We start from the raw sequence: 22,161 nt of genomic DNA, 5'->3' as shown, positions 1-22,161 counted from the left end.
AGACATCCATGAAGCTAGAAGAAGTCCGCAAGGAGATTGATCAGATTGACGAACAGATGCTTAATCTGTTTTTGCGCCGGATGGACGCGGCGGCTCAGGTAGCCCGCATCAAGGCGCAAACCGGGCAGCCTATCTATAACCAGCGGCGCGAGCAGGAAATCTTAGATGAAGTCACCAAAAAAGCCGGCGCCTATGCAGCGCCGGCCAAGATTCTGTTTCAAACCATGATGGACGTATCCCGCGCTTTGCAGCATAATCTGCTGGGCGGCGGGAAGGAGCTGCGTGAACAGATCGAGCACGCCGACGCGGCGCCCCTGCGCGAACGGGTGGACGCGGTCATCGCCTGCCCGGGAACCAAGGGAAGCTTTTCCTCCCTGGCGGCGAAGAATCTCTTTCCAGACAGCACCCTCGCGTTCTATCCCCGGTTTTACGACGTGTTCGACGCGGTAAAAAAGGGCGAGGCCACCTTCGGGGTGGTCCCGGTGGAAAACTCCACCGCCGGGTCGGTGGAAGAAGTGTACGACCTGCTGCTAAAGCACCGGTTTTTCATTGCCGGGGAAGAAATGCTCCCCATTGACCACTGCCTGTGCGGCGTGCCCGGGGCAACCCTCTCCTCCATCCGGCGCATTTACTCCCATCCCCAGGGGCTAAACCAGTGCAGGGGGATCATTGACGCGTGCTCTGCCGAGGCGGTCGCCTGCGACAACACCGCCATCGCTGCTGACTTAGTGGCAAAGGAGAGGGACCCTGCCAATGCCGCCATCTGCTCGGCCCAGGCCGCCCAGAAAAACGGCCTTGTAATCCTCAAAAAGCCGGCGCAGGACATCGGGGGCAATACCACCCGCTTCATCGTCATCTCCCGCACCCTTATTATTGAGCCGGAAGCGGACAAAATCAGCCTCTCCTTTTCCCTGCCCCATGTAACCGGTTCGCTGCATCGGATTCTGTCCCGGTTTGCCGCCTGCGGGCTCAACTTAACGAAGATCGAATCCCGCCCCATGGAGAACAGCCGGTTTGAATACCTGTTTTATCTGGACTTCACCGGTTCGGCCCGGGCGAAGGACACCCTGTCCCTCCTATGCGCGCTTTCCGGCGACCTGCCGGAATTCACCTTCCTGGGCAACTACGCGGCGAGGCGGGAGAGCGGCGAGACGGCGGACATTTGACTCCTTCGTCCGGCGCCCGCCTACCGTAAAGGCACGCCGGATACGGCGAAAAAGCCTGCGCTCCGCTTTTGCCAGCCGGTCCTCAAACACGAACCCCAGGATCAGCAGAATGACGGCCGCGATATCAAAAAAGATGGATGCAAACAACATGGAAATCCCTCCTGATTGCGAATGTATGTTCTAATTGGAGTATAGCACATATGTTCGCAAATTACATCCCTTTAGTAACTATTTTTCACCGAAAATTTTTATTCTGTCCCATTATCGGGACTGTAAACAGGAAGGCGGGCACCCATTTGAATGAGCGCCCGCCTCCCTGTTTGGGGATTGGTCTGATCTATTTTCCACTTTTGCGGCGAAGCTCTTCGCCCGCTTCCTCGATCACATCCGCCGCTTCCTCCTGGGTGAAGGACACTGGGAACCACATTTCCTGGGCTGCTGCCGCCTGCCATACCAGCATCGGCATCCCGCCCACTGCGGGAATTCCCCTCTTTGCCGCTTCCCTTAGCAGCACGGTGTCCGCCGGGTTATAGACCGCGTCGAACACGGCGCCCACCCGGTCGAGAACCGCCGGGTCCACCGGGCAGCCCTCCGGATGGGGGGACATACCTACCGGCGTGCCGTTGCAGAGCAGATCAAAGTCTCCCTGGAGCTGCTGCAAAGTAGTCACCTCCACGCAGGCGCCGCAAAGCTTTTCTTCTGCCTCCCGCTTGACCGCCTGCGCCCGGGCAAGGCCGGAAGGACGGGCCGCGATGGTCACCTTTGCGCCGGCTTCCGCCGCTTCGAACACCATCATCCGCGCGGCGCCTCCGGCTCCCAGCACCGCCACTCGGCCTTTCAGGGAAATGGAGGCTCCCGCCAACGCGCGCAAAAATCCAGCGCAGTCGGTGTTATACCCGGTCATCCGTCCGTTTTCGCAGCGCACCGTGTTGACCGCCCCATAGAGGGCGGCCCTGTTGTCAAGCCCGTCGAGCAGGGGAATAACGGCTTCCTTATGGGGAATGGTGATGTTAAACCCGTCCAACGCGGCGAGGGCCTCTTTGTGCTCCATGAGCTGCCCGGGCGGGATCTCCCTCATCCCGTATGTTGCCGAAATTCCTTTTTTCGCAAACAGCTTTTCATGAATAAAAGGGGACATGGAATGGCCCAGCGGGGACCCGATCACAACAAATTTTCGGTTCATAGGCGAACGCTCCCATCTAAAATCGATCCTGGAAATATCCGAAGATTCTGCCAAAACCACCAAAAAACAAGCGGCCTTGACCGACAATCTTTCCGTTTGGCCAGGGTGCTGAATATTTTCTTCGAAAGCTATCCAAATTGTCTATTGACAAACCAACTGGATATGAATAATATTTTACCTAATGTCTGCTGTGTTTCTTCACAGCAGCCGTTTTCCTGCAACACGCGTGTCATAACGCCGATCAACCGGAAGTATAATAAGTGGTAAGGCAAAACCTGTCCACTCTGTTTTCAGTACAACCGGATAGAATAGGAGGTGTCCAACATGGTCTTTGAGAAGATTAAGGCAATCCTCGCGGAGCAGTTCGACGTAGAGGAGGATAAAATCACTCTGGAGACGAACATTGCCGAGGATCTGGGCGCGGATTCCTTAGACGTCGTGGACCTGCTCATGACGCTTGAGGATGAATTCGATGTGGAAATCCCGGACAGCGAAGTCGACAACATTCGTACCGTCGGCAATCTGGTGAAGTTCATCGAAGGCAACAGCTAAGCGAAGTTTCCGTCCTACGCCTGCCCCGATTGGGGCAGGCGTATTTTTTTACCCGGTCACTCTCCCAGAAAGCTCCGGTCAAAGCTCACCACGGCGAAAAAACGCGGATCCACCGCTTTGAGCGCGGCGTCCATCCTCTCTTCCAGCTTCTCATCGGAAACCGGATAGTCATAGGGCACCACCACGTCGAAAATCAGGTTGATGCGGTTTTCTCCGTCCACCACCCGAAAATCGTGCAAAGACAAGGCCGGGTCGATCTGATGAACTATGTCCAAAGCGGTCTGATGCAGATGGTTGACGCGCGCATCGTCGGTGAGGATGGGATCAAAATGAACGATGAGCATTATCCCGAGCTTTGCGGAAATCTCCTTCTCCGCCAGGTCGATGGTCTCGTGCATTTTCAAGATATTCGCGTCGGCAGGAACCTCCGCGTGCACCGAAGCGATGATGCGGCCGGGACCGTAGCTGTGAACGATCAGGTCGTGCACCCCGCCGATGCCCTCATAGGAAAGCAAGCTTTCTTCAATGTCTTTGACAAGCTTAGGATCGGGCGGCTGGCCCAGAAGCGGGGAAAGGGTATCCCTCGCGGTGGTGATCCCTGCCCAGAGGATAAAGAGAGCCACCACGATTCCAGCTACCCCGTCCACAGGAAAGTCGGTAATCTGGGAAAGAAAGACCGAAACCAGTACCACCGAGGTGGCCGCCACGTCGCTGAGGCTGTCCATAGCGGCTGCCCCTACCGTAGCCGAGCCGATGGCCTTGCCGATTTTTCCGTTAAAGAGGCCCATCCACAGCTTTACCAAAATAGAGGCACCCAGCACCAAGACCGATACCCAGGAAAAGGCGGCTGTCTCAGGATGCGCCACCTTGTCTATCGAGGTGCGCAAAAACTCAAAGCCCACCAGCACAATCACCATAGAGATGCACAAGCCCGCCACATATTCGATGCGGCCATAGCCGAAGGGATGCTTTTTGTCCGGTTTTTTGCCGCTGAGCTGAAAGCCCGCCACCGTCACCACGGAGGACCCTGCATCGGACAGATTGTTAAACGCATCCGCCGAAATCGCCACCGAGCCGGTAATCATGCCGGTGAAGAACTTCATCAAAAACAACAGCAGGTTGCACGCAATGCCCACCGCGCCTCCCAGTATCCCGTACCTGCGGCGTACCGCCGGGTCTTTTACCTGGTCCGCATCCTTGACAAAGAGCCGAATGAGCCATGCTGTCACGGATTTTCCGCCTCCTCTTTCGCCCGCAAAACAAAACGCCAGTCCAAAAAAAGGTACTTGCATTCTATCCCGGGAAAAATATTAGAACAAATGTTTGATTTTCTCAGAAAGATATGGTAAACTCTGTTTGGAAATGTGATTATTATTCACTTAAATTTCTTTGTTCTTCAATGAAATTCCTGTGAAAAAAGAGTGGAGGGATTCTTTTTGGATTATAAATTGCTGGCAAAGGAGAGCCTGAGCGGGTACCGGGTTCTGAGCGCCGCTATCGAAAACCTGACCCAGAGCATCGGGGACATCGACCGCCGCCTGGCCTCCCAGGAGCTTTCCCAGAAGGAGCACCTGGAGGAGCGCATCTCCCTTTGCGCCCAGCGGGCGCACCTGGAGTCCATCCTGGCCTACCGCCGCTCCGGAAAGGAACGCATTGACCGGGGCCTCGCCGTACTGACGCCCGAGCAGCGCACCATTCTCGACCGGTTCTACATCCACCGCACCGACCATTACCTGGACGATTTGATGGATGAGCTGGGTTATGAACGGCGCAGCATCTATTACCGCCACAACACAGCTTTGCGGGATTTTACCGTGGCTATGTACGGCTTGTCGGAGGATTGAGCGTTTTCACGGCCTTTTTTGGGCGCGTTGTTTTTTATTATACTCCAGCCAGGCAGCGATGTGCAATCGTCCGGTTGATTTTTGTCTGCGTTTTCTTTTTCACGAGCCATGGCCCTCCTGGCCATGGCTCGTGTGCGTTCATGAGGCGGTGCTAAGGGGAAAACGATCCCGGGCATGAGAAAGATGATTGACAAACTATACGATCGATACTATCATATTGGGTAGTTATATTATTATTTGTATACAATTTTTCCCTGTCCGGCGCATGCTTTTGCCGGCGGCCTGCTTGCCCGCAAAACCAGAAAAAATATGCAGATTTTTTTGCTGCTTATAATTGGGGAAAATGAGGAAAACCTATCCATATCTTGATTTTCGGGCGCGACTTTGCGCATCTTTGGAGGTTCTTTCATGTACGAACAGACACATAGTTCCACCGCCTCAGCCTCGCAAAACAGCGCAACAGGGCTGATTAAGTTTTTCCGCCAGACGAAAAAGTTCTGGTGGATTCCGGTTGCCTTGACCTTTTTAATGGGGATTGTGGGCTTCCTTCTGGCTACCATTACTGACAGCCCTACCTATACGTCCAAGATGCTTCTCTCCATCAACCTGACCATCTCCCAGAACGGCATCTCTACCAACAGCGACACGGCGCTGGTGCAGTGGTACGGGGAATGCTACCGGGTGTTTATCACCAGCAATACCATCGCCGACAAGGTACGCGACTCCCTGCAGGAGGAAAACCTGGTTTTGGAACGGCAGGATATCAAGGATTCCATTTCCCTTCGGCAGAAGGGGTCCACCAACATGATTGAGCTGATCGTCACCACGGAAAACCCCAACCATTCCTTCCGTATCGCGGACGCGCTGGCGGACGTGGTGGGACAGCCCGAAATGAAACAGAATTTTCCCAACATCCAGGTCAACGTCATCGACCGGCCGGAATATCCCACCCTGCGCAACCCCTCGGACAACAAGCTTCTGTACCCGCTGCTGGGGATGCTGCTGGGCCTGGGGCTTGGAGCTTTGATCATCTGGCTGTCCATGCTCTTTTCCCGCACGGTGCAGAGTGAGACGGACATTTACACCGGCGTTTCGGCCAAGCTTTTCGCCTCCATTCCCTACGAGGAGCGAAAGCGGCGCCACCGTAAGAAGGGGGACAGTACGATGCTGATTACCCCGGCTTCCGACTTTGCCTATATGGAAGCGTACAAATCCCTGCGGGTAAAGGTAGAGAATCTCACCTCCTCCCGCGGCTATAAGAAATTCCTGATTACCAGCGCCGTGGCGGACGAAGGCAAGTCCACCGTCATTTCCAACCTGGCCATTGTTCTGGCGCAGAAGGAAAAGAGCGTCCTGATTGTGGACTGCGACATGAGAAAACCCACCCTCCAAGCCCTTTTCTCCCTGCCGGGCAAGGATGTAACCGGCCTGTCCAACCTTTTACGTGGAGAATGCCAGGTGAACGACGTCATCCGCCGCAGCGAGAAGTTCGGCGTTTCCCTGGTGACCAGCGGCCCGTGCGTGGACGATGCGGCAGAGCTGCTGGACTCGGATGCGATGCATGCCTTTGTGGCCGCCATGGAAGAACGGTTTGACTATATCCTGTTCGACACGCCGCCGGCCCATGTAGTTTCCGACGCGGCCGCTCTTTGCAAATACGTGGATGCTGCCATTCTGGTCATCAAGCAGGATTTCTGCAACATGGAGATCATCAACCGTACCATTGAGGACATCCAGTCCCAGAACAAACCGGTGGTGGGCTGCGTTTTCAACAAAACCCAGAAGAGCCACGGCGTTCTCGGTTACAGCCGGTATGGATACGGCTATAAGCGCTATGGATATTCCCGCTACGGCAGCGCCAACGGCTACGGCTATAAATATGAGCAGCCTTCGGACAAATCCGCGGACCATTCCAGAAGCCGCCGGAAATAACACGTGCTGGGCACAAAAGGGATGCCAAAAATGAAGATTCTTATCGTTAATCCAACGGTATACTCCATCTACCACCTGCGTGGGGAGCTTCTCAAAGCTATAACCAATCTGGGCCACACGGTGGTGGCCGTCGGACCGGAACCGGAAGGAGGAGTGGATCTCTCTTCCTATGGAGCGAGGTACCGGTGCGTCTCCTTCAGCCGCACCTCCAAAAACCCCTTTGCCGATTTTTTTGTCATCCAGAACCTCAAACAGGTGATTGAGGAAGAAGCGCCGGACCTGGTGTTTTCCTATGCGCTCAAGCCCGTGGCTTACGGGTCGATTGCCGCTAACATGGCCAAGGTGCCGCGGATTTACGCCATGATTTCCGGGCTTGGAAAGGTGTACGGCGGTTCCTCTGTAAAAAGCCGGCTGCTGCGCACGGTTACCAATGCCCTTCTGAAAAAGGGATTCTCCGCGTGCAGGCAGGTCATCTTTCAAAACAGGGACGACTTGAAGGAGATGGTGGAACGGGGCCTGCTGCCAGAAGACAAGTGCCGTCTGGTCAGCGGGTCGGGTGTCAGCTTAGAAAAGTTCGCGCCGGCTCCCTTGCCCAAAAGCCCGGTCTTTCTCATCATCACCCGCATTCTGCGGGAAAAAGGCGTCATGGAATTCTGTGAAGCCGCCCGCCGCGCCCACAAGCAATACCCCCAGGCGCGGTTCCAGATCGGCGGCTTCTTTGACGAGCATCCGGGAGAGCTTACCATATCCGACCTGCGCCCTTACTTAGACAGCGGCGATGTGGAATACTTAGGGAAGTTGGAGAACGTGGTCCCTTACCTGGCCGGATGCACCACCTATGTGTTGCCTTCCTACTACCGGGAAGGGATTCCCCATTCCATCCTGGAGGCCATGGCGGTGGGCCGTCCCATCATCACCACCGACTGCCCCGGTTGCCGGGAGACAGTGCGGGAAGGATCCAACGGGATTCTGGTACGTCCGAGGAACGTGGAGGATCTGACGAACGCGTTTGGCCGGTTATGTGAGGACGCCGGGCTGCGCGAACAAATGGGCCGGGAAAGCCTTCGATACTGCCGGGAGCGGTTTGACGTTTCCATCGTCAACGGGGACATGCTTTCGATTCTTGGTTTAAAGCAAGAGGGATCTCTATGAGAATGGCATTTTTTCACGACAATGTAATGCTCAGCGGCGAACAGGGAGAACAATATTCCATTATCTTTCCCTATTCCTTATGGAAAGAGCGGTACTTGCCCTGCTTTGAGGAAATCAGCGTGTCCACCCGGGTGAAGCCCATGTCCTCTGTTCCGGAGGACAAGCGGGGAGGATTTGTCAAGTCCAGCGGGGAACGGGTGGTGATGCGCCCGGTTACCGCTTATCGTTCGATGGCGGACGCGCTGTTTCACCGGGGGGCCATCCGGGCCCAGGTCCGGGATATCTTGGAGGACGCCGATTGTGCGGTCATCCGTTTGCCGAGCATGCTCGGCTTTTTTGCTTGTCAGGAGGCCCTTCGACTGAAAAAGCCCTACGCAGTGGAGCTGGTGGCAAGCGGCTTCGGCTCACTATGGTATGTGGGAAAACCGGGCGGAAAGGCGCTGGCTCCTTTTTTCTGGCGCCAGGCAAAAAAATACACCTCTGCGGCGGACTATGTCCTTTACGTCACCGATGGTTATCTGCAGCGCCTCTATCCCTCCCGGGGGCACACGGCGGCTATTTCCGACGTGTGTCTGGATACCCCGGCGCCTCAGGTGCTTAAAAAGCGCTTGGCCCGGATCGGGGAGCATTTTGCCAACCATACGCCTCTGACCTTCGGCCTCATCGGTTCTCTCAACGTGCGGTATAAGGGACAGAAAACCGCCATGAAGGCTTTGAGCCTTCTCAAAGAGCAGCTGCCCGGCTTTCGTCTGAAGCTGTTAGGGCCGGGAAACCCCGCTCATTTTCAAAGCGTCGCTGAACGCCTGGGAATCGCGTCCCAGGTGGAATTCTGCGGGACGCTGCCGGCGGGAGACGCGGTGGCCGCCTGGTTGGATTCGTTGGACGTATTTCTGCTGCCAAGCGATCAGGAAGCGCTTCCCAGAGCCTTAATCGAAGCCATGAGCCGAGGCTGCCCGGCGGTGGGCAGCGCGGTGGGGGGCGTGCCGGAGTTGCTGGAGGAACGGTATCTGCACCGGCGGCGGGATGCAAAAGGTCTCGCCCGGTGTTTAGAACGCCTGCTTTCTGACGAAACTCGTATGAGGAGGGCTGCCGAGCATAATTTTCAGAAGGCCCAATCCTTTTCACGTGAAACACTCGACGGCGCACGCCTGGAATTTTACCAGGCCTTCGCCCGGTATGCGGGAGGTGGCATTCTTGAATAAAAGCATTCGGCCCGCGCGCGTTCTGATGGCGGTGGGGAAGATGGACCGGGGCGGGATGGAAACCATGCTGATGAACCTGTACCGCTGCATCGACCGGGACCGCCTTCAATTTGACTTTTTGTGTACAAAACCGGGAGAAGCGGACTTCGACGGGGAAATCCTCGCTTTGGGCGGACGCATTTTTCACACCTCTCTGCCCAAACAGGCGGGCCCCAAGCGGATTTTGGAAGAAATGCGCAAGGTCATGGAGGAAGAGGGGCCTTTTGCAGCGGTCCACGCCCATCTTCTGTTTTTTAACGGCTTTGTCCTTCTGGCCGCCAAACGCGCGGGAATTTCCATCCGCATCAGCCATTCCCACGCTTCCAGCCTTCTCAAATACCATTCGCTTAAGGGAAAAGGGTACGCGGCCTTCATGCGCCGCCTTCTGATGAAAAACGCCACCTGCCTGTTGGCCTGTTCCAGACAGGCGGGGATTTATCTCTATGGCGAAAAAGCGGTCCGGTGCGGGCGGGTGGAACTTTTTGCAAACGCCGTGGACGTGGAAGCCTTTGCTTTTCGCCCCCAAACGGCGGCTGAACTGCGCGCGCAGTTCGGCGCGGGGGAGGAAACCCTTGTCATCGGCCAGGTGGGCCGAATGATCCCGGAAAAGAACCACGTATTTCTGCTGGAGCTGGCCCGCCTATTGAAAGAGAAGGGGGCGGACTGCCGGTTTCTTCTCATCGGGGACGGGCCTTTGCGCGCATCCCTCGCGCAGAAGGTAGCACTGTACGGGCTTGGGGACAGGGTGATCTTTACCGGCCTTCGTGAGGACGTGGATGTTCTCTTGCAGGCGCTCGACGGCTTTGCCATGCCCTCTCTGATGGAAGGGCTCCCGGTGGCGCTGGTGGAAGCGCAAGCGGCCGGGCTTCCCTGCGTGGTTTCCGACGGCGTTTCCAAAGAAGCCGATCTGGGCCTTTCCCTGGTGCAGTTTCTGCCGGCGGACAACCTTCATAAAAAGGACTGGCTCAAAGCTTTATCCGACTGCAAAAGACGACCCAGGCCTTCTCTGGAGCAGGTCCGCGCCGCTTTTGCACGCCGGGGCTTTGAAGTAAAAGAAAACGTGGTGCGTCTCTACACACTCTATCAGCTTTCCCCGCAAAACGGAGGAGGTGGCTGCGATCAATAGCCAGACCCTGTCAAAAAAACCGGTAGCGCTGCTGCTTTCCGTCCTGTATACCATCGGCATCTCGATTTATGGCTACACAGTAATTCAAGACGGGATGTATCTGGATCCGAATACGCCTTTGTCCGTATTCAGCTGGCTTGGATGGGTGAGTGTGCTTTGGGCGGTCTTTTCCTGGTGGCTGGTGCGGCGGGAAATTCTTTGTCCTTATATTATTTTTCTTTGTGTCTTTTATCTGTTCTGTTATGGACAGTGTTTTCTATGGGCCTTCGGCATCACCCCGGAGGGGTATGACATCAGCCGCACCTTCCTCGCCACCGAATTGGTCCAGGGTCAGGTGTTTACCCTAATCTCTTTAAACTTGTTCCATATCGGCGGGCTGCTCACTTCCAAGCGGGTAAAACCCAGCCTTCCTTCCGCTGCCCCTTCTTCGCGGCCAGGGTATCCTTCTCATGAGCGGGTGATCCGGATTGCGGCGCTCATTCTTCTGGCAATCAGCATCGTTCCTTATATTATGGACCTGGTTGCCGCTGTACAGACTGCCGCCCAATATGGATACAAAGGGCTCTACTCGGAATATCTTCTCACGCTCTCCAAATCGGAAAAGATTTTTCGATCCTTTGGTGAATTTTTGATCCCTGCCCTGCTGTGTCTGTTTGTGGTTTCGAAAAAGCGATGGCAGAGAGGCCTGCTGCTGATTGCCGTGCTGCTCAAATCCGCAGCGGAACTCTATTTGGGCGGCCGCGGCGACACGGCGATGCTGCTTTTGTGTCTGATCTGTGTGTGGCACTATACCGTCCATCCTTTCAATGCCCGGCGGGCAATTCCGCTGGCGGCGGGCGGCTACTTCGTCGCCGGTCTTTTTGCCAGCATCGCCCAAATCCGCGGCCAGACCGGACGGTCTCTTTCTGACTTTTTTGTCAATCTTTTTAGTATGGATAACCCGATTTTCCGCCTCGTCGGGGAACTGGGCGGAACCATGCGGGTGTTGATTGATACCATGCGGCTGGTCCCCGCCACGTATCCTTTCCGCTATGGGATGTCCTATCTGTATTCTCTGACCACCATTATCCCCAACCTAGGCTTCTGGGCCGTCCATCCGGCCGTGGAAAACGCGCATCTGGCGCAATGGCTGATGGACGTGATGAATCTCAACTATGGTCCCGGCTATTCCATGGTTGCGGAAGGCTATATCAACTTCGGCTGGGGCGGGGTTTTTGCTATGCTGGTATACGGTATGCTTTTGGGATGGGTATTCACCCTTGTCCACCGCAGCAACTGGAGAGAAAAGCCGGAGCTGCTTTGCATCGAGCTGATTTCGTTGGTAATTGTTCTGGTTTCCGGCACACGTTCTTCCTTTGTCGATATCTTCCGTTCCTTCCTTTATATCGCTTTGGTCAGTTATCTGCTGATGCTCCTAGTCCGCGCGGTGCTGATTTATCAGCGCAATAAGGAAATCTATCACTGACAAAACCCCGCCTGACAGGCGGGGTTTTCCTTCTTGTTATCTATACTCCATTCGAGAGGACTTTTATCGTCCCAGTTGGTCCCGGAACGCTTCTATGATTGAAAGAACGTGCAGAAACCTTCTGGTTTCTGCACGTTCTCATTTCTTACGGGAGCAGTTCATTTTCCGGAGTAATCTGCTGCTGGGAATCCTCATACAGGAACAGCGCGTCATAAATTGCCCGGGCAACCCGGATGTTGGAATTGTAGGTTGGGGCGTTAGCGCCGTTTTCCAGAATGACCGTCACCGCGTACTGGGGGTCCTCATAAGGGCCAAACGAAATAAACAGGGTATGAGGGGAAACGGTGGCTTCATTTCCGCCGGTCTGCGCGGTACCCGTCTTACAAGCGATTTTAATGGGAAAATCCTTAAAGTAAGACCAGGTGTTCCCTCCCTGCTCCGACGCGGCCCGGTACATGCCCAGTTTCACCGTGTCGATATTCTGCTGGTCCACCCCGATGGTATTGAGCAGATTCACCTGCTCGGGCTGCACCGTCTGAGACAGGTCATACGACTTGACTTCTTTGACCAGGTGCGCTTGGTTGCGGTTTCCGTTGTTGGCGATGGTAGCGGCGTACATGGCAAGCTCTATCGGGGTAAAGGAATTATAGAGCTGGCCGATGGCCGATTGCAGGGTATCGCCGGGATTCCAAACACGCCCCAGAGATTCCGCATATGCAGGACTGGCGAGAATGCCTTGCTTTTCTCCAATTTCAATGCCGGTTAATTCTCCCAAGCCCAGTCTCTTTTGGTATTCGTTCATCCGGTCAATTGTTAAGATACGGCCTACATCAAAGAAGAAATAGTTGCAGGAATTCTTCAGCGCATCGGTGACTGTCTGAGGCCCGTGGTAACCCAGACAGGAAGGTGTATAATTGGAGGCCGGATCAGGGGATGCATAAAAAGTGTAAATCTTTGAGCAATAAATACTGGTATCGGGGGTAATAACCCCTTCCTCCAGTGCTGCCAGGGCAACCGCCGGCTTCATAGTCGAACCGGGCTGGAACCGGCCCTGAGTGGAGCGGTTAATAAGCGGCTTATCCTCCCGGGCGTTCAGGGTAGCAAAATCGTTCAGGTAATCGTTAATATCATAGTTGGGATAATTGGCCATGGCTACGATTCCGCCGGTTTTCACGTCCACCACGATGGCGGCCCCGGACTTAACGTCGCCGCCCTTTCCGGGCGCCGCCGTCTGCCGCAGTTCGTCGATGATGTTGGCCAGGGCGTCCTGGGCAGCCAGCTGAATGCGCGAGTCAATGGTTAAAAACACGGTATTCCCCGCCTGGGGCGCTTTGGTGACCTCATTGTCCACCACTTTTCCCAGCTCGTTGAGGGTCAGAGTCTTTTCGCCCCGCTGGCCCCGCAGCTGGGACTCCATGGCTTTCTCAATACCGTCCTTACCGATGACGTCGTCATACGTATAGCCCTCGTTTTTCAGCTTTTTATAATCGTCCGCACTCAGCTTACCCATGGTGCCGATGACGTGAGGGGCGATTTCCCCGCTCTCGTAAGAGCGCACTGCCTCGCTCTGGATAGACACGCCGGGAATCTCCAGCGTGTTCTCAGTAATATAGGTCATGGTTTCTTCGGAAATATCGGTGGCGAAGGTAAAAGGATTGCGATAGGAGAACTGTTTGAGTTCCATTTCGTACCGTACCCCCATAATGTCGCGCACCTGTGAGGGGGTCAGGCCCTCCATCTTGTCGATTTCATATTTCTTCACCAGCGCGTCGTAGCAGTTCTGCGCCGTGGCGTAGGCCTGCAGATCGTTGGCGCTTTTGAGCTTTTCAATGTCGCTGTCCCGTTCTTCGGCAAATTCAATCTGCGGCTGGGAATTGGCCGCGATCTCCGTTTGGGACTGGTCCGCCCAAACCAAAGGAAGAGAATCGTTCCAGGTTTCCCCGTTCTCCCGCAGATGGCTGGTCAAGGTCAGGATGGTCTGGTTCTGGGTGTCCTTGGTCATGTATTGGCGCAAAAACAAAACCGAGTAGCCGATGTGGTTAACCACCAGCGGCCGGCCGTTGGCATCGTAAATCTCTCCCCGAGCGGCGTTGGCAGGAATGGTGGTCTGGGTCTGGGAGGTGGTCTGCTGCACGAACTGCTCGCCCTTGACCAGCTGATATTCCGCCAGACGCACCACATAAACCACCGCAACGGTCAACACGCACAAAAGCATGATGATTCTTCGCGCCATGTGTCTCTTTTCTTCCATTTCCGCCTGCCTTTCTGTACCTGCGGTACGGTTATTGAGGCTCTACCGCCAGCCTTTTGGCAAGCTTGGAGGAGAGCCAGTAAAACAATGGAACGAACAGCATGGAATAAACGATCCGGGGCAGCACCACCTGGTAAAGGGCCTGGATAGCGTCTCCGTTGGAATAGGGAACAAAGTAAATAAGCCAGTCGATCAGCTCGTAGACCAAAAAACCGCCAAAGCAGTAAAGGAGCGCGGTCAGGACGTTGTTGCGCATAAAATAAACGATCAAAAGCCCGCACAGGCAAGCAAAAATCAGCAATAAGATCGCCGAATACCCAAATGGGCGAAGGCGGCTCGTGTCCCACAAAAGGCCGGCTACCACCGCCAGAATGCTTCCACGGAATTCCCCTTCAAACATGGCCGCACAGATGACTGCCGGCAGCAAAAAGACCGGCTTGACGCCGAAAATGGCGGGAAATACCCCGGGCGTTACCTGCAGCAGGAACAGCAAAAGCAGGTAAAGCGCGTAACAGACCCATTTCCCGATCTGCTTTTTCTGTTCGGGCTTCATTGGGCTCCACCCCCGTCGCCGGTCACCGATTCATCGGGAATGGGGGTGGCGGTGAAATCTTTGATGACCATGACGTTGCGCACGTTGCGCACATCTGCGGCCGGCTTCACAATGGCGTAATTGGAGATGCCGTCGCTTTCCTGGAGGACTTCCTCCACCGTGCCAATAATCAGTCCCCTGGGATATCCCTTGCCAACGCCCGAGGTAATGATAATGTCCCCACGGCTGATGGCGTTTTCTCTCTTGATGTTGTTCATGCGGCATTTGTCGTCCCTCGCAAGGGTAAGGGTATTGGCGCTGATCTGGCCGCTTGTCTGGGTGTGGCTGTCCATGGCGCCGATGCCGATGGAGTTATCGAGCACCGTGCGCACGATGGACTGGGTCTCTTCCACCACGTCTACACAGCCCACCAGCCCGTCGGGAGTGATAACCGGATCCCCCCGTTCCACCCCGTGGAGAGACCCCACGCTGATGGTAAAGGAAGCGAAGGGGTCGCTTGCGTCCCGTTTGATGACCTGAGCGTCCTGCAAGACAAAATCCGGGTTTTCCTTTTTCAGGTCCAGATACTGGCGCAGCTCCTCGTTCTCGCTTTTGATTTGCGCATAATCCACCTGTTGCTCGCGCAGAGTGCGGATCTCTTCTTCCATGCTCGCCACCTGTTCCTTGAGCTGGGAGGTGAGCACAAATCCGCCGAACACATCGTCGGCCAGCCCGGAAACCCAGGAAGCCAGCTGCTCAAACGGTTTTGTGACAGCGCTGACCAGGGAAGAGGGGATGGTCCCCATTCCATGTGTGGTAATCGAATATACCATAAACCCCGACAAAACCAGCACAATGGCCAGCAGGGCTTTGAATCGTTTGGTTTTAAAAAAGCTTTTCAAGGCGTTTGGGCCTCCTTCTCATTGGAACCGGCGATTCTCTTCGCATCCGGTCCGCTCTTTTCATAAAAAACACCCTTCTTAAGCTGCCCCTTATGAAAAAAGCGGGCAGGTCCCCCGCGCCCTTTTTTCCTTTCCACCAAGCCTGGTAAGAACACCAATACGCAAAGGCTGCCGAAAAATTCGTTTGCGGCAGTCTTTGCGTATTCTTTTTCCGTCTGTCTCTTACCGGCGGCGGTAATTGTTTTTGCTCGACGGGGGCGGCCCTTCCAGACGCTTGCCCGTTCCGTCAGCCACACAGTCAAGAGGACTTTCCGCAATGTGCACCGGCATACCGGTTTCCTTGGAAATCAGCTGGTCAAGGCCGCGCAGCAGCGCGCCGCCGCCGGTGAGCATGATTCCGTGGTCAATGATGTCCGCCGAAAGCTCAGGCGGCGTGTTCTCCAAAGTAGAACGGATGGCGTCCACGATGGAGGCTAACGGGTCTGCCAGCGCCTCGCGGATTTCCGCAGAAGAAATCTGAATGTTCTTGGGCAGGCCGTCCATCAGGTTGCGGCCCTTGATGTCCATGGTGCTCTCTTCCTCGTAGGGGAAAGCCGAGCCGATGCGAATCTTGATATCCTCCGCCGTGCGCTCGCCGATGAGGAGGTTGTACTTCTTCTTCACATAGGAAATGATCGCTTCGTCCAGCTTATCGCCGGCCACCCGCACCGAGCAGGAGGTCACAATGTCCCCCAAAGAGATGACCGCCACCTCCGACGTGCCGCCGCCGATGTCCACGACCATAGAGCCGGTGGCTTCCTCTACCGGCAGGCCCGCGCCCATCGCTGCCGCCATGGGTTCCTCGATCAGCTCCACTTCCTTAGCGCCTGCGTTATAGGAGGCGTCCTCCACCGCCCGGCGCTCCACCTCAGTAACGCCGGAGGGAATGCAGATGACCACCCGCGGGCGGGAGAAGGGGCTGTTTTTCGCCGCCTTGTGGATAAAATGGCGCAGCATGGCCTCGGTAATTTCAAAGTCTGCGATGACGCCGTCCTTCAGAGGACGCACCGCATGGATGGAACCCGGCGTTCTGCCGATCATTTGCTTCGCTTCCGCGCCGACGGCCTTGACCGCATCGGTTCGCACATCTATCGCAACGACGGACGGCTCGCGCATGACGATACCCTTGCCCTTCATGAATACCAGCGTGTTTGCCGTACCCAGATCGATCCCAATGTCGTGGTTGAACATGATTGCTTTCTCATCCTTTCACTTGCCCGGGAGCCCCGGCATTCCCCGGTTTTCCGCATGTAGGCGATACATCTAATATTATAACGGCGGGATTTTGATTACACAACACTTTTTTCAGAATTATGTCAACAAATTTGCAGGACATTCCCGCCGCTTTTTCAACCAAATTGCATGTTTTTTCTTCCGCTTGCTTTTTTCTCTGCTTTTGCGGCTATTTTCCTTGCCAAAAGCGCTTATTCCAGCTCTTCCAGCAAGCGCAGCAGCCGCGCGATGGGCAGGCCCATCACATTAAAGAAATCGCCTTCGATCCCTTCCACCAGCGCCATTCCTTTTTCCTGGATGCCGTAGGCTCCCGCCTTATCCATGGGTTCTCCCGTCCTCACATAGGCGCGGATTTTGGCCGGGGCCAGAGGGTAGAACTTCACCTTCGTCTGCTGGACAAAGGAGTGAGCGTGGCCCTTGTTCACCACGCAGACGCCGGTGAGCACCAGGTGCTCCCGCCCGGAAAGAAGGGTGAGCATACGCACCGCATCCGCTTCGTCCCTGGGTTTTCCCATAATCATCCCGTCGAGCACCACAATGGTGTCCGCCCCGATGACGGTGTCCAGCGGCCGGGCCTTGGCCACCTCCAGCGCTTTTTGCTGGGCCAGGGTCAGTGCCGCCTGTTCGGGCCGCGTCCCTTTTTGAATGATTTCCTCGCCTCTCGCCGGGATGCAGGCAAAGGAAAGCCCCGCCCGTTCGAGAAGCTCTCTCCGCCTGGGGGAGGCGGACGCTAAGATCAATGCCAACGGTAATCCCTTCCTCAATTGACGAATCGAATATTCAGTTCCCTGCGTGTGGTCAGATGGACACAAAGTACTGCATGCCGAAGGAGTTTTCCTCATAGGGATACTTGGCATACAGTTCCTCCTGATAGGCGGCGATTTTTACCGCCGTCAAGCTGGTGCGTACTTGAATGCGCCACATGGGTTCCCCGTCCCTAACAAAGTAAAGCAGGTGGGCGCCCCTGTCGGAAAGGACGATGCCGGTATCCCCCGGCTTGCGGGCCGCGTCAAAGCACCAGTCGTTGAGATCCTTCGACTGCTGGTACTGGTAGATGTTTTCGTAAAGGCCGCCGGTCGAAGCGGTACTGGTGTCGGCGCTGTATTTCGCGGCCAGAGCTCCAAAGGCAGACTCCGTCTGCTCACCGCTCTGGTATTCCTTGAGAATTTCCTCGGCCTTTTTCATAACCGCATCCTTCTGGTCCTGGGTCATACCGGTCTCTTCCGAGACGCCGCCCTCGGGCGTGATGAGAATCTGGCGGACGTTGACGGTTTTGGTTTCCGGGCGTTCCCGGTTCTCGTAATACATCACGTAATATCCGTCAAGCCCATCGAGCACCGTTTTGTCCCCAGGCAGGCGGGAGGAATCCTGCAGCCAGGTTTTCGCCGCCGATACCGTCAGCTTGTCCAAATATTCCACCTTCCGGGTGGCGTCGTCATCGGCATAGGCTTCCTTTTCACCATCCGGTGCATATTCCCGAGCCAAGGCGGCAAAACTCTGCGCGTCCGTCACGGCGGCGCACATCTCTTCTGCCTTCTGCCGCTCCTCCTCGGCACTCTGGGTGGGGTCCCCCGCATTGTCGATAGGGACGAAGAAGGAATAATAGGTGATCATGTCCAGGGAATCCTTGTTTTTGTTATATTCGTCGAGCATCTGGGTCTCGGTGAAGGTATAGGACTCGGTAAGCTGCTGCTGGTACTTGCGGGAAAGCCGCTGACGCTCCACCTCGCTGCGGACCACGTCCAGGGTCACTCCCTTGCCGAACTGGGCGTACAGATAGGAGTTTAAGCGGGCGTTGTTTTCCTTGGCATTCTGCTCGATGGAAGCGAGATACGAGTCAATGCTCTTTTGGTCCTCCTCCGAAAGGGTAACGCCGTTTTTGACCGCTTCATCGTAGGTAGCGTAGGTGCTGACGATGTTGGTCATGGCCTTGTTTTTGAAATATTCCTCCCAGGTCATCTCGTCGGAAATCTTCTGCTCGGCCAGCGTCTTGGAGGTATCCAGGCCATAAGCGCTGAGCTTGTCCTCATTTTCCAAAAGAAAATCGTTGTAGGCTACGGAGAAATAGTAGCTGTACTGGGCGGCGGTCAGCTTATGACCTCCTACCGTGACTGCTGTAAAGGTCTGCGCCGGCAGGTCTGAGGAAAAGAAATAAACCGCAAAACCGCCCAGCGCCACCAACAGACATACCACCGCCGTAATGGCAATTTTCGTTTTGTTCCAAGGTTTTTTCGGCGTTTTGTTCTCCTGCTCCACCGTCACCTGATCTCTATTTTGCGCCGTTTGAGCCAACCCAATCCATCCTCTCAAAACTTCTTTTGATACCCTGCCGCGGCCGCTTTGCAAAAGGCCACACATTTCCATTCATTTTAGCACAATTCACAGAATAAACCGTGAATTCCCTATGAATTTTCCCTTAGATCCGGCCGGTGGAACCAAATCCGCCGGCGCCGCGCTGGGTATCTTTTAGTTCCTCCACCTCTTCCACCGGCAAGGGCAATACCGGCATGACCACCAGCTGGGCGATGCGCTCTCCCGGCATCACGGTATAGGCTTCCTTGGAGGTATTGAGAAGGCCCACCAGGATTTCCCCCGTGTAATCGCTGTCGATAACGCCCACGCCGTTTGCCAGCGCAATGCCTTTCTTGACCGACAGGCCGCTGCGGGCAAATACCAGCCCCACCGTGTCTTCCAAAAGCCCCACGGCAATACCGGAGGGAATCAAGGCCCGTTCCCCGGGCGCTATGGTGACCGGTTTCTCTAAACAGGCGGCCAGGTCCAATCCTGCCGACCCGGCGGTGGAGCGCACCGGCACCGCCGCATGTTCCCGCATTTTCTTAATCTGTAATGGCTGCATATGGTCATTCTCCTTTTTTACTTTCGTTATTCTACGCCCCGGTAGGCAAACCCTCTGGTGAAAGTTCCCTTCTGCGGCGTCCCGCTCCCGGTCTGGTACCTGTTTATGAGCGCACGGACCTCTTCCTTGCTTTCCTCGAAAAAAGACAGATATAGAAAGAAAACCCCTGCACATTCCGAAAGCCGGTCGGCCAGGAAGGTGGGCACGCTGTTATAGAGCTCCCCGAATCCGCCGCCCCCGCAGCGCACGGGGAAGCGGACCCCTTTGCGGTCCACTAAGGACGTGTTCTTTTTGCATGTCCCGCACCCGCCGGAAGCCGGGCAGTTTCGCATGAGCATCAAAGGCAGCCTGCCGTAAGCGAAGATTCCCGTGGGTATCCCCGCCGTGACCGCCTTTGCCTGAGACAGAGTCAGCTCCGGCGAAAGAACCGCGAACCGGCAGCCAAGCTCCCGGGCTTTTTCTGCCGCCTTTGAATTAAACAGGTTGAGAAAAGGCCCGCCTGCAGCCGAAAAGCCCGCGTCCCGGCAAGTTTTTACGTCCCCCAGGTTCTCCGCCAAGGCGAAAGGAATCCCCGCCTCTTTCGCAGCCGCCAGCAGCCGCTCCTTTTTTTCCTTCGGGTAAAAGCCGAAAGGCCGCGGAATCCGCACGCCCAGCGGCACCCCCGCAGCTTTGAGCCGCTCTGCGGCAGCAATAAGCTGCTCCTTGGGCAGTTCCAGGGGAACAAACACCCCTTGCAGCCGGGATACCGTTTCCAGATCCGGCAGCTGCTCCAGAGAAGAGAAGGAAGCCACCAAATCCGGGTGCTCCGGCTTTTCTTCCATAACCGCTTCGGAAATTTCGCCTTTCACATAGGGAATGGGATCCTTTTGAGAGCGGGCCTCCAGCAGCTTTCGGAGCCCTTCCCGGCGCAGCCCGTTCACGGCCGACACCGGCAGGGTCATCCCTTCCTCCAGCAAAAGAGTGACCTCCTCCACCAAAAAGGGCGTTCCTCCGGTTTTGCGCAGCTGCTCCTCACACCTCTCTCTGGACAACGGCTTCGTTTGCACCGGCTGGGGCGGCGGGGCATATTCTATAATCTGGTTTCCTTTTGTGTCCTTTACCGTAAGGGAAACCGGCTGTCCGCCCTTCACGGACAAAGCGAGGGTAACCGGTACCCTGGGCGCCTCCTTGGCAGAAAGGGCTTCCAGGGACGAGAGGACTTCTTTGGCCGCGGTTACGTCCTCCTTGCCCCGCACCCCCAACATCTCCCGTCCCCGTCGGTTCTTATAATAACCATCAGTAAACCCACTGCGAGAAAATACTGATTGTAGTTCCTGTTTCCATCCGGACGGTACCTCTCCCTGGGAAAGGGAGGCCCGGCAGGCCCGCACCGCCGCCGCCACATACTCCGGCCGTTTCATCCGGCCTTCGATCTTGGCCGACGCAATCCCCATTCCTTCCAGTTCCGGCAAAGCGTCGATTATGGACAAATCCTTAAGAGACAGCACATGGTTTGTCCCGTCCTCGGCCCGAAACGGCAGGCGGCAGGGCTGGGCGCACAAACCCCGGTTTCCGCTGCGGGAGCCCAGCATAGCGCTCAGGTAGCACTGGCCGGACACCGACATGCAAAGCGCCCCGTGGACGAACACTTCCAGTTCGATGGGAGAATGCTTCGCCAAATAGGAAAGTTCTTCCCGGGTAAGCTCTCTTGGCAGCACCGCCCGGCAAAAGCCCAGCTCTTTGAGCGTCCTTAGCCCGTCCAGGGAGGACACCGACATTTGCGTGGAGCCGTGCAACGGCAGGGAAGGGGCCTTCTTGTGAAGCAGGGAGGCAAGCCCCAGGTCCTGCACAATGACGCCGTCTATGGATAAGTCACAGGCCAAAAAAGCCGTCCGCAGCGCTGCGGCCAGCTCCTGGTCCCCCACCAAGGTGTTGAGGGTCAGATATACCTTTGCGTCCCGCCCATGGCAGTAAGCAACCGCCTCAGAGAGAGCGTCCTTGTCAAAATTTTTCGCGTTCTGCCTGGCGTTAAACTGCCCGGCCCCCAGGTACACCGCATCCGCCCCGGTGCGCACCGCCGCGAACACCGATTCCATGGATCCGGCAGGAGCCAAAATTTCCAGGCGGTTTTGTTTTTCGTTTTTCGTCATTTCTCCGGCGGAAACTTTGCGCGCAAAAACTGGACTTCCCGCTGCAAACGATCCCGCTCCCGCTTGAGCTCATCCGCCTCGTTGCGGGCCTTGGCCGCGTCCGCCAGGTATTCCTGCAGCTGCGTACGCAGATGGTCGCTGGTTTCCACCGACCGCTTGGCCTCGTCGCACAAATCCAGCGCGATCAGCACCAGTGCCCCGGTCGTGGACACATGGGGGTTTTCACGCATCAGCTCCTCCACCCGGTTGTCCAGCTCCTGGCCCAAGGCAATCACATAGCTTTCGCTTTCTTCCGTGGCTATCAAATAATCGGCTCCCGCAATGCGAAGCCGCACCTTGCGTTTGGCGTTCATGGGCAATTCCTCCGATTTTTTACAAAAAATATCCTTCTATCGTACTGTCTTCCGACAGGGCATAAGCATTCTTTCAAATTATTCTTATTATAATATAACCACGTGCGGCTTTAAAGCCTTTTTTGCAAAAAGGAGAGTGGAATTTGCGAAATATTCACAAAATTCATTACACACAGCAGATCCCCCAATATTTGTATTAAAATA

General features: G+C 55.8%; 19 protein-coding genes. 8 read left to right on the top strand and 11 right to left on the bottom strand.

The annotated features are described in order from the left end of the window. The first annotated feature begins 8 nt into the window (after positions 1 to 8). Complete coding sequence (locus tag WMO26_RS03440; protein ID WP_349218143.1) at positions 9 to 1,166, top strand: bifunctional chorismate mutase/prephenate dehydratase; 1,158 nt, start codon at positions 9 to 11, stop codon at positions 1,164 to 1,166. Positions 1,167 to 1,503: 337 nt separating this feature from the next. Here the strand turns inward: WMO26_RS03440 and aroE are convergent, their stop codons facing one another. Further along, positions 1,504 to 2,349 (bottom strand): shikimate dehydrogenase, encoded by an 846-nt coding sequence (gene aroE / locus WMO26_RS03435; protein WP_349218142.1) that lies wholly within the window; start codon positions 2,347 to 2,349, stop codon positions 1,504 to 1,506. 324 nt (positions 2,350 to 2,673) lie between these two features. On the opposite strand from aroE, the gene acpP reads away from it, so the two are divergent. After that, positions 2,674 to 2,901, top strand: a complete 228-nt coding sequence (gene acpP, locus WMO26_RS03430; RefSeq protein WP_349218141.1) for an acyl carrier protein — start codon at positions 2,674 to 2,676, stop codon at positions 2,899 to 2,901. Positions 2,902 to 2,957: 56 nt separating this feature from the next. Here acpP and WMO26_RS03425 read toward each other — a convergent pair whose 3' ends face one another. After that, positions 2,958 to 4,130, bottom strand: a complete 1,173-nt coding sequence (locus tag WMO26_RS03425; RefSeq protein WP_349218140.1) for a cation diffusion facilitator family transporter — start codon at positions 4,128 to 4,130, stop codon at positions 2,958 to 2,960. Between the two features lie 207 nt (positions 4,131 to 4,337). On the opposite strand from WMO26_RS03425, the gene WMO26_RS03420 reads away from it, so the two are divergent. The 6 genes from WMO26_RS03420 (at position 4,338) to wzy (ending at position 11,661) form a co-directional block, all read left to right on the top strand. Next, a complete protein-coding gene (locus WMO26_RS03420; protein WP_349218139.1) occupies positions 4,338 to 4,745 on the top strand; it encodes a hypothetical protein in 408 nt (135 codons plus the stop codon). 408 nt (positions 4,746 to 5,153) lie between these two features. Then, on the top strand, positions 5,154 to 6,677 hold the full coding sequence (locus WMO26_RS03415; RefSeq protein WP_349218138.1) for a polysaccharide biosynthesis tyrosine autokinase: 1,524 nt from the start codon (positions 5,154 to 5,156) through the stop codon (positions 6,675 to 6,677). A gap of 30 nt (positions 6,678 to 6,707) precedes the next feature. After that, positions 6,708 to 7,829: a glycosyltransferase family 4 protein gene (locus WMO26_RS03410; protein ID WP_349218137.1), complete on the top strand. Its 1,122-nt coding sequence runs from the start codon at positions 6,708 to 6,710 to the stop codon at positions 7,827 to 7,829. Continuing rightward, positions 7,826 to 9,031, top strand: a complete 1,206-nt coding sequence (locus WMO26_RS03405; protein ID WP_349218136.1) for a glycosyltransferase family 4 protein — start codon at positions 7,826 to 7,828, stop codon at positions 9,029 to 9,031. Before WMO26_RS03410 ends, WMO26_RS03405 begins: the two co-directional genes overlap by 4 nt. After that, the gene (locus tag WMO26_RS03400; protein WP_349218135.1) at positions 9,024 to 10,196 is read left to right on the top strand and encodes a glycosyltransferase family 1 protein; all 1,173 of its coding nucleotides are present in this window, start codon (positions 9,024 to 9,026) and stop codon (positions 10,194 to 10,196) included. The genes WMO26_RS03405 and WMO26_RS03400 overlap by 8 nt, the downstream gene beginning before the upstream one ends. Continuing rightward, positions 10,180 to 11,661, top strand: coding sequence for an O-antigen polysaccharide polymerase Wzy (gene wzy, locus WMO26_RS03395; RefSeq protein ID WP_349218134.1), 1,482 nt, complete (start codon positions 10,180 to 10,182; stop codon positions 11,659 to 11,661). Before WMO26_RS03400 ends, wzy begins: the two co-directional genes overlap by 17 nt. Positions 11,662 to 11,806: 145 nt before the next feature. Here the strand turns inward: wzy and WMO26_RS03390 are convergent, their stop codons facing one another. The 9 genes from WMO26_RS03390 to WMO26_RS03350 all read right to left on the bottom strand — a co-directional run bounded on the left by WMO26_RS03390 (position 11,807) and on the right by WMO26_RS03350 (position 21,957). Continuing rightward, the gene (locus WMO26_RS03390; protein ID WP_349218133.1) at positions 11,807 to 13,894 is read right to left on the bottom strand and encodes a penicillin-binding transpeptidase domain-containing protein; all 2,088 of its coding nucleotides are present in this window, start codon (positions 13,892 to 13,894) and stop codon (positions 11,807 to 11,809) included. A 49-nt stretch (positions 13,895 to 13,943) separates the two neighbouring features. Continuing rightward, entirely contained in the window at positions 13,944 to 14,465 is a 522-nt protein-coding gene (gene mreD, locus WMO26_RS03385) for a rod shape-determining protein MreD (protein ID WP_349218132.1), read from the bottom strand. Continuing rightward, positions 14,462 to 15,346 carry a rod shape-determining protein MreC gene (gene mreC, locus WMO26_RS03380; protein ID WP_349218131.1) on the bottom strand — a complete coding sequence of 295 codons (885 nt, stop codon included), beginning with the start codon at positions 15,344 to 15,346 and terminating at the stop codon, positions 14,462 to 14,464. The genes mreD and mreC overlap by 4 nt, the downstream gene beginning before the upstream one ends. A gap of 222 nt (positions 15,347 to 15,568) precedes the next feature. Beyond that, positions 15,569 to 16,576: a rod shape-determining protein gene (locus tag WMO26_RS03375; protein WP_349218130.1), complete on the bottom strand. Its 1,008-nt coding sequence runs from the start codon at positions 16,574 to 16,576 to the stop codon at positions 15,569 to 15,571. A 233-nt stretch (positions 16,577 to 16,809) separates the two neighbouring features. Further along, positions 16,810 to 17,364: a Maf family protein gene (locus tag WMO26_RS03370; protein ID WP_349218129.1), complete on the bottom strand. Its 555-nt coding sequence runs from the start codon at positions 17,362 to 17,364 to the stop codon at positions 16,810 to 16,812. A gap of 52 nt (positions 17,365 to 17,416) precedes the next feature. Further along, entirely contained in the window at positions 17,417 to 18,910 is a 1,494-nt protein-coding gene (locus tag WMO26_RS03365; protein WP_349218128.1) for a peptidylprolyl isomerase, read from the bottom strand. 124 nt (positions 18,911 to 19,034) lie between these two features. Continuing rightward, positions 19,035 to 19,475, bottom strand: a complete 441-nt coding sequence (dut, locus tag WMO26_RS03360) for a dUTP diphosphatase (RefSeq protein WP_349218127.1) — start codon at positions 19,473 to 19,475, stop codon at positions 19,035 to 19,037. 26 nt (positions 19,476 to 19,501) lie between these two features. Continuing rightward, the gene (locus WMO26_RS03355; RefSeq protein ID WP_349218126.1) at positions 19,502 to 21,604 is read right to left on the bottom strand and encodes a U32 family peptidase; all 2,103 of its coding nucleotides are present in this window, start codon (positions 21,602 to 21,604) and stop codon (positions 19,502 to 19,504) included. After that, positions 21,601 to 21,957, bottom strand: a complete 357-nt coding sequence (locus tag WMO26_RS03350; RefSeq protein WP_349218125.1) for a cell division protein ZapA — start codon at positions 21,955 to 21,957, stop codon at positions 21,601 to 21,603. Before WMO26_RS03350 ends, WMO26_RS03355 begins: the two co-directional genes overlap by 4 nt. Between the last annotated feature and the right edge of the window lie 204 nt (positions 21,958 to 22,161).

Source organism: Solibaculum intestinale (assembly GCF_040096205.1).
Lineage (GTDB): Bacteria > Bacillota > Clostridia > Oscillospirales > Acutalibacteraceae > Solibaculum_A > Solibaculum_A intestinale.
Note: the sequence above shows the minus strand (reverse complement) of the source record. Positions and strands in the feature narration are given on the sequence as shown.